A 12685-nucleotide genomic window follows, 5' to 3' on the forward strand; every position below is an offset into this window, starting at 1 on the left:
TTTTTGAAGTGTCCACGAAAGTGGGGGCATCACACTCAGAACCATTTTTCTTAACCAGTAGCAACTGCAATACGCAACAAACTGCACTATCATGCTCCAATTGAAATATAAATATAGTGAGTAGTAAATAGCGCTGAAGGCCTGAGTGGGTGCAATATTTATCAGAAGTGAAACGATTAGCATCTGCAACCTTTCCCATCAAATGGATTGGCGGCCCATCCACATAAGTCCGAAAGAATCGCGAACTAACAAATCGCGGGGCAATGTTGGTGTATATGACATAGATAAACATGACGCTTCGTATGCACCGACCGCCCGGTTGTTAAATGGTAGAAGGCGCTGCCCCTGCTCCAGGAGCCTTCCGGCTTGCCTAGTTATAAACCCACATAAGAAACGGGCAAGCACCACCCTGCTGTTGACGTCATTCGAAGACTGCCATGAAAGCGTTCGTAAAGCTGGTATCACCAAACCAGCTGGTTGTCACACATTCTAGCAGTTGTTTGCCACGCACCTGCTTGAAAATGCCTCTGATGTTTGGAAAGTCCAGAAGTTGTTGGGCCTCGCGACCTCAAAACAACAATAATCTATCTCGAGATTCTATCCCGACAGGGGAAACTGTTGCGGGGGGAACCGTGCGCGAAGTGATTGAAAATGTGGGAGCAGGCGACGGGATGTGAACCACACTCCGACGCCGGATCGGCCCTGAAACTTTGCTTCCTTATTCCTGCCACGCTGAAGGGTTTATCCGGCGGCGTGATGAAGAGCGGCTGCGCCGAATGAGTCGCCGGGTCACATGAAGTGCGGTTTGGAGCGGGCGATGGGATTTGAACCCACGACAACTAGCTTGGGAAGCTAGGACTCTACCACTGAGCTACGCCCGCTCGCTGGACCGCATCCTACGCGGGACATTAACGGCAAGTCAAGAAAACCGTTTTCTTATTTCATTGCTTGAGCTCCGCAATGGCAAACTTCTTTTTCCCGATCTTGAGGCGGCGCTGTTGGTTGAATTCAAAAGGAATAAGTTTATCGGGATTTGTTTCTTTTATGCCATCGACTTCGATTCCGCCTTGAATGATCAAACGCCTCGCCTCACTGCTGCTCGCAACCATGCCGGTCTTCGCAATCAATTTGGCAAGCTTGATGCAGCTACCATGAACAACGTCTTCCTCTGACATATCCTCCGATATGAGATCGACGCATTTGTCTGGCTCATCCGGAAATTCCTTGGCTTGAAATTTCTGCTGAAACTCCCCTCTCGCCTGCCGGCCGGCCTCAGCTCCATGATATCGCGTGACGATCAGCTCAGCGAGCCTCTGCTTGGCTTCCATGGGATGGAGCGCTTTAATGCGATCCAAGTTTTCTGTCGTCAGGAGCTCATAGTACCGGTACATCAACACATCGCTGATCGACATGATTTTGCCGAACATCTCCCCTGCCTTATCTTCCAAGGCGATATAATTGCCGACACTCTTGCTCATCTTCTTCACGCCGTCCGTCCCTTCGAGCAACGGCATGGTGATCACGACTTGCGACTCTTGGCCGTAGTCCCTTTGTAACTCGCGTCCCACCAAGAGATTAAACTTTTGATCCGTCCCACCTAGCTCCACATCCGCCTTCAACGCCACGGAATCATAGCCCTGGACGAGCGGATAGAGGAATTCGTGAACACTGATCGGTTTCTGTTCCTGGTACCGTTTATGGAAATCGTCGCGCTCCATCATGCGAGCGACTCGATAATGGGCGGCCAACTGAATCAATCCATCGGCCGTCATCGGTCCCATCCATCTGCTGTTGAATTCAATCGTCGTCTTATTCGGGTCGAGAATCTTAAAGATCTGACGTTGGTAGGTCTTGGCATTCTCCTGGACTTGTTCCTTGGTCAATGCCCTTCTCGTTTCCGACACACCGGTCGGATCCCCAATCATTCCGGTAAAATCGCCGATGAGAAAAATAACTTGATGTCCGAGATCTTGGAAATGTTTCAGCTTATGAATCAGGACGGTGTGCCCAAGGTGAAGATCGGGTGCCGTTGGGTCAAAACCTGCTTTAACGCGCAAGGGGCGCATTTCTGTGAGCGAGCGCTTGAGTTTAGCCTCGAGTTCGGTTTGTTGAATCACCTCCACGGCGCCTCGCAGAATCAAGTCCAACTGTTCCGTCACGTCCTTCATGACTCTCGTCGCTCCGTCTCTGGTTGTGTATCCCCCGGTGAGACCGTCACCAAGGATTTGAGACGATCATATTTTTTGGCACCGATGCCTTTAACTTCACGGAGGTTTTCGATCTTCTGGAATCGTCCGACAGATTCGCGATAAGCGATCACTCGTTGGGCCAGCACGGTACCGATGCCGGGCAACGATTCGAGTTCGCCGGCACTTGCACGATTGAGGTCGAGTCGTGATGGAGTGGGCATTGTTGAGGGCTTGGGCTGAGCGACGAGACCGCTGTCGGAACTTTCTAAGCTTCGACGAAACGAGCCGGCATCCGGCTCGTTTGCTTCCGTAGCCGGTGAAACAATCTGCGCGGTAGTTGGTGGGATGCCTGGAACCGGTGCGTGTGGCGTCCATCGCGCCCAAATGACGATACCGATTGCCAGGGACAACATGCCGAGCTTCAAAAGCAGGGACGTGATCATCTGGTGCCGCTCTTCTGAATGTGATGAATGGCGGCGCCTGCGACATCTTCCATCGCCTCCATCATACCTTCTGCAAGGGTGGGATGGGCGTGGATCATATGTGCAACCTGGGTAACCGTTCCGCCGACTTGCATCGCCAGGGCCGCTTCGTGAATAAGATCGGCGGCATGGGCTCCAAGGATATGCACGCCAAGGATCTTGTCGGTGGCCGACTCTGCTATCACCTTAAAAAACCCCACGGTGTCGCCGGTCGCTTGAGCCTTGCCGAGTCCCACGTAGCGGAACCGGCCGACTTTCACGCTTTGGTCGGGATCCTTGCCGCTCAGCTCGGCCTGTTCCCTCGCCTGTTGTTCGGTCCACCCCACTCGTCCGACTTCCGGTAAGGTGAAAATCCCGGCGGGGATGACATCATAATTGATGATTCTCCGGTGTCCCAAAATGTTTTCTACGGCCACCTGTCCCTGTGTCGAAGCCACATGTGCCAACATGGCCTTGCCGGTCACATCGCCGATGGCGTAAATGCCCGATTGATTGGTCTCCATCCGATCGTCAACGAGAATTTCGCCACGCGGTCCGACTTGGACCCCGACCTCCTCCAGCCCAATGCCTCGTGAGTTTAGTCCCCGTCCGACCGAAACCAACAGCGTCTCGGCCGAGACGGACCTCCCGTCTTTACAATGGACCACAACTACGTCCGATGACCGCTCGAGCCGCTCGACCGCCGTTCCGGTGAATATTGCGACGCGGCGTTTCTTGAGCTCCCGCTCCATCGCCGACGAAATGTCTTCATCCTCCAGCGGCAAGACGCGGGACTGCAATTCGACCACCGTCACCTGTGTCCCAAGCCCGCTGTATAACGATGCGAATTCGCAGCCCTCGACGCCGCCACCGATGATGAGGAGACTCGCGGGAACCTGTGTGAGAGCCAGGGTTTGCTGGCTCGTCAAAATCTGTCGTCCGTCTATCGGGAATTGTGGAAGGTTGGGCCAAGAGGATCCCGTTGCGATCACGAGCGCGTCGGCTTGGATGTCCAGCCGGCTGCCGTCGGGCCTTGTCACCGCGATGGTGCGCTCATTCTTCAGCGTCCCTTGCCCCGTGACATGCTCGATACCCCATTCTTTAAACAACGTAGCAATGCCTTTGACGAGCGTAGCCACCACCCTGTCTTTTCGTGAGACCATGCGGGCAAGGTCATAGGCGACGGTTCCTTGGAGAACCAGGCCGAGGTCCCCGGCCTTGTTCACTTTGTCACCAAGCTCGACGACGGAGAGGAGCGCTTTGCTCGGGATACAGCCCCAGTTGAGACAGACCCCGCCTAGTTTCTCGCGTTCAACGACCGTGACTCGCGCGCCGAGTTGGGCCGCTCGAATTGCGGCGACATACCCGCCGGGGCCGGCTCCGAGAATAGCGATGTGGACGGGAGATGCCATATCAGGGTACACGTCACAGGTGCGGCCGAATGTGTAGGCGGGTAGCCGGTAGGTGTGATCTCGACAGCGACATCAACCTTTCTTTTGGCTGGCGAGGAAGGCTTCGTACTGTGCGGCCGTCATCAGTTGATCGACTTCACCGGGATCGGCCAGCTCGATCACGGCGATCCATCCTTTGCCATAAGGGTCCGAGTTCACCGCTTCAGGATGATCCTTCAAATCGGTATTAATCTGGCTCACCGTTCCGCTCACCGGTGTGTAAATCGTGGACGTCGTTTTCGTCGATTCGACTTCACCGATCTGTTGGCCGACCTTGACCGAGGCGCCCACTTTGGGCAGATCCAGAAACACGATGTCGCCCAACGCATCCTGGGCAAAGTCGCTGATGCCCACAGTCGCCCGTTTCCCATCGAGTCGAACCCACTCATGCTCTTTGTGATACCGCAAATCGGATGGAATCATGTCGGCTCCCTTATGCAAACGTCCCGTTTGAGTATAGGCCGCGTCGAGTGGGAGCCACTATCTCGGCTTCCGCTCAGTGTTGGTCGTCATCATCTGATTTTTCGATGGTAGTCGGGCCGGCTTGCGTTGTCAACAAACGATCCGGACAGTCGTATGAGAGGTGTCGGCAAACAAAATACCGGGAAGAGCATCAGCGCTGTTCCTCCTGAGCCGCACTGATCGCCATCCGGAAGCGAAGAGAATCCCCGCACGCTGACATGTGGCGGTCAGTGAAAAATCTCCATGCCGGGAAAGAAATATCCAACTTCGAATTGCGCAGTCTCCGGTGAGTCGGAACCATGCACCGCATTGAATTCGATATTCGTTCCGTGCGCTTTCCGGATAGTCCCGGCATCGGCCTTCGCAGGGTCGGTCGCACCCATCAGCTCACGATTCTTCTTGATGGCATTCTCACCTTCCAATACGAGGACGACCGTCGGACCGGAAGACATGAAGGTGCAGAGGCTTCCAAAAAAAGGACGCGCTTTATGTACCGCATAAAACCCTTCCGCTACCGATTGGGACATGTGAATCATCTTGATGGCGACCGGCTTTAATCCCGCTTGTTCGTACCGACGAATGATGTCTCCGACAACATTTTTCTTGACTGCATCCGGCTTGATGATGGCCAATGTTCGCTCGCTCATGATCCCTCTATTTCCTCCAGACAGTTTAAGCATCCGTTCAACGACGCGGTGCATTATAGGGGCCGCTTCTTCTCCCTTGCAAGCATCGGATGGGACGGTGGCGGTACGTGATAACGAGACCCATCCGGTTTTACGATTGACGCTCGATCACCACGAGCATCCGAAAGGCGAGAAGCCAACCCACTCGTTCCAATGTCCGCTCCAATCGGAGAATCGGAGCGACCAACCATTCCGGCAAGAACGACGGATGATCGAACCCACCGCTCAGTGGGTATGCGATACAGGCCAATCTCTTGATGTATTGGATCGAGAGCCTCGGGTAGTGTGACCTGAAACGCGAGTGATTCCGTTCGAATAAGATTGTCGCAACGGCTTGATTGGCGTCAAGCGGACGGCGGTCAGTCTGCGGAGGTTTGAGAACAAGAGGGTCTTCTGTACAAACCATCGGTTCCGGGTGCAGCCATCGATAGACGGGCCACGAGACCCATGAGAGGTAGGGATCCATGATGATGATCCTCCCCCCGACGCGGAGTGTCCTCAGTGCTTCATCGAAAAAGAGGGAGACATTCTCAATGTGATGCAATGAGTCGAACAGGACTAGATTGGCCAGCGTCTCGGACCGAAACGGGAGTCGCTGGGCATCTGCGACCACGTTCAACCACGGCAGGATTACCACATCGCTACAATAGACTTCCGGCACGTGGGCTTTGAGATTGCCTGTGCCTCCTCCGAGTTCGACCGTACGCCCCGACACCAACCACGTGACGATCTCTCTATACCAGTCTTCATACAGCCGTCGGAGAACAGGCTTCCTTTGCCACACGGCCCGATGTCGATGCAGAACGTCTTCGGACATCACACGGCCTTCAGCCGGAAGAATCCATGGGCCGTCATCTTCAGCAATAACCATCCGTGCGCGAACCGCTGAATATTGGTGCTCCCATAGGTTCGGGCTTGGTACCGAATCGGAACATCCACAATGTGAAGGTTGAGCCTCGAGGCCCCGAACAACAGATCAAAATCCCCGAACGGATCGAAGTCTCCAAAATAATCCCGATTCGCCGCCAGCCGTTCGTAATCACGTCGGAACAGGACCTTGGTGCCGCACAGCGTATCTTTAATCCGCTGATTCAAGAGCCATGAGAACGCCAGACTGAAAAACCTGTTTCCGATTAGATTGAGCAGGCGCATGGCCTGAGCTTCCATGGGATAGATCAGACGGCAGCCGTTGATGAATTCTCCTTTTCCGCCGGCGATCGCATCGTAGAATTTCGGAAGATCTTCGGGTGGCATCGTCAAGTCCGCGTCCAGGATCATGAGCACATCACCGGTGGCGTGTGCAAAGCCTTTGCGCACTGCGTCACCTTTCCCCTTGCCGTCTTGCACCAGGAGCTTGATATCCTTGCCCGGATAATGAGTCATCATGCGTCGAATCTCTTCCGGCGTCCCGTCGCATGAATGCCCGTCCACAAAGATGATCTGTTGGCGGCTGCCGAACCGTGGGATCCGTTTGAGCGCCGCGTCGATGTTACCCCGTTCATTGCGGCACGGGATGACGATTGTCGTGGAGTACGGACGGTCCGGTCGTCGGAGACGCGGTCGCGCCACGACATAGTGACACAGACAAAGTGTACGAACACCCGGCAGATACGCGAGAACCTTATTGCAAAACGAAGAGAGCAGTGGAATGTCTTTTGGCAACAGCAATCGCCGTTCTTTCTTGACCACCTCAAAGTCCGCCAAGTGCAAAAGATTCGCGATGTCTTCCGGCGAGAGCCAACTTTGCTCCGGCTGAGGCATTTTCCAACCAAGCATTTCGCACAGCCGAAGAATGGGCTCCCACAGATAGTTGTAATAGGAGACGATGATTCTTGTCTGCGGCGTACAGGCTTGGTGCAGGCGTCTGAAGGCAGCTTCCACATCCACCAAGTGGCCCACTACATCGGCGAGAATGATGACGTCGAAGGTTTCGGCGATCTCCAACGTCTCCACGTCGTCGACCCTGAACTCTAACGCAGGATAGCGCCGAGCCGCCTTCTTGACTGTCTCCGGACTCAGGTCTATGCCGACACCACGCGCAGGTCGGAGCGCGGCGAGCAGAGAACCCAAGCCTGAACCAATCTCCAGCACGTGCAAACCTTCTGGGACGAGGAATTTGAAATAGCGCGCTTGATCATCGTGGTAGGCCCTGGCCCTCTGCTCCCAGTCTTCCCGCCGGGCAGCGCACGTATCAAAGTGATCGCGGACGATCTGCTTTCTAACATCTGTATGGAATGGCCTCTCAGTGTCAAACCGATCGGCAGTCTCCACAAATGTCGGCTCTGACAAGGTTGGAGCGGACAACTTTTTATATTCTCTCGAGTGTTTCATCATACCGATGTGGGAGATGTCGTGCGGGTAACTTTATCATTAGACCGACATAACGGCACGGAATATCAAATACTTACGCAGGTTGTCTGGGCGTTAGCTAGACTTCACCAGGGGGGGCTGGCATAGGCCCATGAGGTCGTCGCATGTATTACTTCTATACAACGTGGCGCGGTAACCAAGCGGTACGAGATCATCAGGAAGCTTGGAGAGGTCGTGATACGGCGACGGAGCGTTCATTCTCAGGGAGACTGTAAAGGAGTTTCAGCATGCAGATTATTATCGTCGCATTTTTTGTGTGTGTCGGCTTAGTGATCGCTGCCTCTACCTTATTCACAGACATCGACGGCAACTGAAGAAAAACGGCAAGACTGCCGGTAAACCCCGCCATACCATCTGCTCTGATTACCGGCGACGCACCGGCCAGATCCTTCTTGGCGCGAAGGCTTGAACGACGTCTTGTAAGGGTATCTCTTCCATAATGTCGGGATGCCCATCCCCTGTCTTTCCCGGTCGATGGTGTGGGTACCTCAGAAAAGCCGTGGCACAGATCGAGATGGGCACTGTCTATCGGTCGGTTCATGAAGTAGGTTCGCTCCACAACCATGATGGAAATACTCTGAATTCCGGACGTGCGGGTTACCGGTCGCATTCGAGGCCATATTGCTTCCGAATCGATTCTGCGACATCCGGCGGTTCTTTAGTGAGGAGTGCGCAGGTGGTGAAATTGCCGACCACCTTTTTCCTACTTTTATCGATATACGTCCAATCGACGATCTCCGTCTTTGCGAATGAGTAGGACTGTCCCTTCTTGACTGAACGGATCATAGGAAGGTTGTCGATCCGTCCCGACCAGAGATCTCCTTGTGCTTTCAGGTTCGAGACCCAGAGATACTCCAGGTTGTCGCCTTCGCTCACTCTGACCTTGACCGAATACTGGTCCGTGTTGGGGGGCGGCGAGCCGACTTTTTTGAGGAAGTCGTCCAAGCCTGCTCGTGCACGCTCCATGGCTTTCTGCATGGCCGGATCTTCGTCGCTCATGTCGACCGCACTGTCATTCTTGGCCTTATCGACGAATGATTGAGAGAACGCGGATGGAGACAGAAGAAGGAGGACGAAAAAAGCGACGATCGGCGCCATGAGTCGTTGCATGCAGGCCTCCCAGGGCTACGGCTCATCGTGAATGACTGAACGCTGTTGCCAGCCATATTGAGCCTGTCAGTGGCCGCAATGCAAGCTCGTTCTGACATCCGGCATGTGTAGAGTCAGTGATAGTTCTTCACCGCCGCTACCGAGAAGAAGAGTGCATCCGTTTTCTGGTACTCTGCTGACATGTCCCGTCGCCGGCACACCCGCCGTTCCCGGTCCCGCCGTTCTCATCCTGTGAAGTCGATGGCCTACTTCGCTCATCGGCGATGGCAGGACCTCCACTTATTTCTCCGGGCCGTCGGCCGAACGCCTCCCGCGATGCGGTTGACCATCAGCGGTCTCCTGCTCTTCGTGGTCTTGTTGGGTATCAATTGGGTCTATCACACGTTTTACAAACCGACGGAATTGTTCTTTCCGGTAGAGAATGCCCTCATGAAGAGTCCCTGGGAGACGTGGCGGGAATACGGTGAACTGTTTGAAGCTCATTCGACAGCCATTATTACCTCCGACTTGCTCGCTGCCTTGGCTCAAGCCGAGGGATCCGGCAATCCTGTGGCTCGAACCTACTGGCGGTGGCGGTTCGTCTCATCGAATCCTCTTGATTGGTACCAACCGGCCTCGACGGCGGTCGGTATGTTTCAAATCACCGATGGCACGTTTCAAGACGGGAAACGCTATTGTATCCACAACCATGTCGTTGTCGAAGAGGGACCGTGGCACAATTTCAACTCCTGTTGGTTCAACAGTTTCTACACCAGAGTTATTCCTGGTCATGCCATCGAGATGACGGCCGCGTTGCTCGACCGTTATGTCGCGAAAGCGGTCGGAGACCGCCCGGCGACGTTCCCGCAGAAGCAGGACTTGGCCGCCGTCATCCATCTCTGCGGAGCCGGAGCGGGCCGTGATTACGTGAAGCGGAACTTTCGTCTCCTGCCACACCAACGCTGCGGCGATCAGGACGTGCGAACATATCTGCTCAAGATCCAGGCATTTAAACAGCAGTTCTCCTCTCTCAAACAACATTGACGACGAAGTTGGATTCATCCCGGATTATCCTCCAGACGATGTCACGCACAACACTGTCATTCATGGTATGGTGGCGGCCGCTCCAATGTAGCTCGGTTGTTTGAGGGAGTGGTCGTATGGAGTCACGTGGACCGAAAGCCCTGCGGAAGACGGTTTTCGCCGGTGCGATCGGTAATGTGCTGGAGTGGTATGACTTCGCCCTCTTCGGATACTTCGCGCCGGTCCTGTCGGGTCTCTTCTTTCCTGCCTCGGATCCGTCGTTGTCGTTGATCGCCACCTTCGGGGTGTTCGCCGTCGGCTTTCTTGCCAGACCACTGGGCGCGCTGCTGTTCGGGTATTGGGGCGATACCAGGGGACGGCGAACGGCCTTGGCTTGGTCCATCATTCTGATGGCGCTGCCCACCTGCTTGGTCGGTTTACTCCCCACCTATGCGCAGATCGGTCTTGCCGCACCGCTCGCGCTCACCATCCTGCGTTTCTTTCAAGGTCTATCGGTCGGCGGAGAATTCACTGGATCCGTCACCTTCCTCGTGGAACATGCTGCACCGACCGAGCGAGGCTATATCGGCAGTTGGGCGGGGTTCAGTGCACAGATCGGCGCGCTGTTGGGCTCTGGGGTCGGCACCTTGGCGAGCACGAATCTCGCACCGGAGGTTCTCCAGCAGTGGGGCTGGCGCATTCCATTCGTGGCGGGAAGTGTGATCGCGTTGGTCGGCTGGTATCTTCGGCGGCGCATTCCCGAATCGCCGGCGTTCGAACGGCTGCAGCAAGCCGGTGGAGTGTCTTCCGCACCCGTCCGTGAGTTGCTCGCATCGCACCGAGCCTCGCTTCTTCAAGTGATCGGCCTCGTTCTCTTGCACGGCGTCGGGTTCTACACTTTTTATGTGTTTCTCCCGACGTATTTGGCCAAAGTGACCGACCTCCCGATGGGCACGACGCTGCTGATCAATACGATCTGTATGGCGCTGATGGCGATCCTCATTCCGCTGATGGGAAAGTTGTCGGATCGTGTCGGACACCGCTGGGTCCTGGCCGTCGGCGCCGCTGGTCTGGCTCTGGGAACAGTCCCGGTCTTTTCTTGGTTCGGGAGCGGCCACCTCCTGCTGATCGCCACTGCTCAAGGCCTGATTACGGTGTTCGTGGCGGCCTACATGGGTCCGTTCTTTGCCATCGTGGCGACGCTTTTCCCTGTCGCCCGTCGCTATACCGGCCTTTCGGTTTCCTACAATCTGGCCTCGGCCCTATTCGGCGGCACAGCACCCTTAATGGCAACGATGCTTATGGAACGGAGCGGGAATGCGCTTGCCCCCGGCTGGTATGTCACCCTATGCGCCGTCCTGTCGTTGATCGCGCTCTCCACGATTCGTGAAGAAGGAAAGGGGACTGCCAAGGTTGGAGCGAGAACTCATTGACAGCGTGGAATCAATATACGGTATCTTTCATAAGACATGCAGACCACATGACCGATCAAACAATTCAACCTCCCCTCCTTTCCGGTCCACCGGTCTCCCGTTGGTGGGGATGTTTCCCCGACCTTCGCCGTGACACCCTCGGCTTTCTCTTGCACTGTCACGCCTACGGCGACGTGGTCAAACTTCCGATGGGGCTGGTCGTGGGGATGCTCTTGCGGCAGCGCGACGCGGCCATGTATGTCCTAAACCATCCCGCCGACGTCAAACATGTTCTGGTGACGAATCAAGAGAACTATCGAAAGGCTCCGGTCGCCCCGGCCGAATCGCGTATCTTCGGGCAGGGCGTCCTCCACACGGAAGGCGACACCCATCATCGTCAGCGGCGGCTGTTCCTGCCTTTCTTTCATGGAAACCATGTCACGGCCTATGTGAACCTCATTACGGGCAAAGCCCGCGACCTCGCGACTCAGTGGCAAAATGGGATGACCGTGGACATCGAGCAGGAAATGGCCCACCTCACCCTGTCGGTGATCTGGCGATTGCTCTTCAGCCAGGACGTCAAATCCGAAGGCGACACCATCCGTGAAGCCATCGCGGCTGGCCAACGTTTGATCAAGCTCCAATATGATTCCCTTCTCGCAAGCATTATCCCACTATGGGTTCCCATTCGACGGCATCGCAGGTTCATGCGGGGCTTCCGTGTGATCGAAGAGAAGATGTTCCACTTTATTCGAGAGCGGCGAACGGCTTCTGAACCGTATGATGACGTCCTGTCTCTCTTGCTGGGTGCCATAGACGCAGGAGGCCGCCCGCTGCGCGATGAAGAAATTCGAGACGAACTCATGACATTCTTACTGGCCGGTCACGAGACCACCACGAATGCGCTGACGTGGACGTGGTTTCTCCTGTCGCAGTCCCGATCGGTACGAGCACGGTTGACCAGCGAACTGAACGACGTGTTGGGTGATCGACTCCCAGTCGCGGCAGATCTTCCCCGCCTGCGCTATATGAAGATGATCTGGGATGAGTCGTTACGCCTCTATCCATCGGCTTGGACGCTTCACACTCGCCTTGCACATGCACAGGACCGACTCCCCTCTGGAGCCGTCCTTCCACCGGGAGCCTGGGTCTTCATCAGTCCCTGGAGTCTCCATCGCAATCCGCGCTGGTTTCCCGATCCCAGCCGATTCGATCCAGAGCGATTTTCGGAAGAGGCGACTCAGACCCGGCCGGCCTTCACGTACATCCCGTTCGGTGCCGGTGGACGCCGGTGCCTCGGCGAGTCGTTCGCGGAGCTGGAAGGATTGTTGATTCTGGCAACGATCGCCTCAAAGATCGGTCTGCGTTTGCTCGATGGCCAGACGATCCAGCCCGACCCGGTGATGACTCTACGTCCGAAGGCCCCGGTCCGGATGACCGTTCAGCGAAGCGAGATCGCGGGACATCAGCCTGCCGTGGCTTCAATCGCCCTGCGCACGCATCCTCCCTGCTAGGCATCGTTCCGTTGATATGATACAACTC

General features: G+C 55.6%; 11 protein-coding genes and 1 tRNA gene. 3 read left to right on the top strand and 9 right to left on the bottom strand.

Annotated elements, in window-relative coordinates; genetic code table 11:
• Positions 1-806: 806 nt before the first annotated feature.
• The 9 genes from A4E19_02900 to A4E19_02940 form a co-directional block, all read right to left on the bottom strand.
• Positions 807-881: transfer RNA gene (locus tag A4E19_02900), tRNA-Gly, on the bottom strand.
• A 60-nt stretch (positions 882-941) separates the two neighbouring features.
• Positions 942-2168, bottom strand: a complete 1227-nt coding sequence (locus tag A4E19_02905; GenBank protein ID OQW33378.1) for a tyrosine--tRNA ligase — start codon at positions 2166-2168, stop codon at positions 942-944.
• Positions 2165-2632 carry a hypothetical protein gene (locus A4E19_02910; protein ID OQW33379.1) on the bottom strand — a complete coding sequence of 156 codons (468 nt, stop codon included), beginning with the start codon at positions 2630-2632 and terminating at the stop codon, positions 2165-2167. The genes A4E19_02905 and A4E19_02910 overlap by 4 nt, the downstream gene beginning before the upstream one ends.
• The gene (locus A4E19_02915; protein ID OQW33380.1) at positions 2629-4062 is read right to left on the bottom strand and encodes a dihydrolipoamide dehydrogenase; all 1434 of its coding nucleotides are present in this window, start codon (positions 4060-4062) and stop codon (positions 2629-2631) included. Before A4E19_02915 ends, A4E19_02910 begins: the two co-directional genes overlap by 4 nt.
• 72 nt (positions 4063-4134) lie before the next feature.
• Complete coding sequence (locus A4E19_02920) at positions 4135-4524, bottom strand: glycine cleavage system protein H (protein OQW33381.1); 390 nt, start codon at positions 4522-4524, stop codon at positions 4135-4137.
• A gap of 266 nt (positions 4525-4790) precedes the next feature.
• Complete coding sequence (locus A4E19_02925) at positions 4791-5210, bottom strand: nucleoside-diphosphate kinase (protein ID OQW33382.1); 420 nt, start codon at positions 5208-5210, stop codon at positions 4791-4793.
• 130 nt (positions 5211-5340) lie between these two features.
• Positions 5341-6066 carry a methyltransferase gene (locus tag A4E19_02930; protein OQW33383.1) on the bottom strand — a complete coding sequence of 242 codons (726 nt, stop codon included), beginning with the start codon at positions 6064-6066 and terminating at the stop codon, positions 5341-5343.
• Positions 6066-7460, bottom strand: coding sequence for a glycosyl transferase (locus A4E19_02935; protein ID OQW33625.1), 1395 nt, complete (start codon positions 7458-7460; stop codon positions 6066-6068). Before A4E19_02935 ends, A4E19_02930 begins: the two co-directional genes overlap by 1 nt.
• Before the next feature lie 756 nt (positions 7461-8216).
• Positions 8217-8729, bottom strand: coding sequence for a hypothetical protein (locus A4E19_02940; GenBank protein OQW33384.1), 513 nt, complete (start codon positions 8727-8729; stop codon positions 8217-8219).
• A 315-nt stretch (positions 8730-9044) separates the two neighbouring features.
• Here A4E19_02940 and A4E19_02945 point away from each other — a divergent pair, with 315 nt between their 5' ends.
• The 3 genes from A4E19_02945 (at position 9045) to A4E19_02955 (ending at position 12657) form a co-directional block, all read left to right on the top strand.
• A complete protein-coding gene (locus tag A4E19_02945) occupies positions 9045-9752 on the top strand; it encodes a transglycosylase (GenBank protein OQW33626.1) in 708 nt (235 codons plus the stop codon).
• A gap of 116 nt (positions 9753-9868) precedes the next feature.
• A complete protein-coding gene (locus tag A4E19_02950; protein OQW33385.1) occupies positions 9869-11164 on the top strand; it encodes a hypothetical protein in 1296 nt (431 codons plus the stop codon).
• A gap of 47 nt (positions 11165-11211) precedes the next feature.
• Positions 11212-12657 carry a hypothetical protein gene (locus tag A4E19_02955; protein OQW33386.1) on the top strand — a complete coding sequence of 482 codons (1446 nt, stop codon included), beginning with the start codon at positions 11212-11214 and terminating at the stop codon, positions 12655-12657.
• The last annotated feature ends 28 nt before the right edge of the window (positions 12658-12685 follow it).

The organism is Nitrospira sp. SG-bin1, assembly GCA_002083365.1.
Lineage (GTDB): Bacteria > Nitrospirota > Nitrospiria > Nitrospirales > Nitrospiraceae > Nitrospira_D.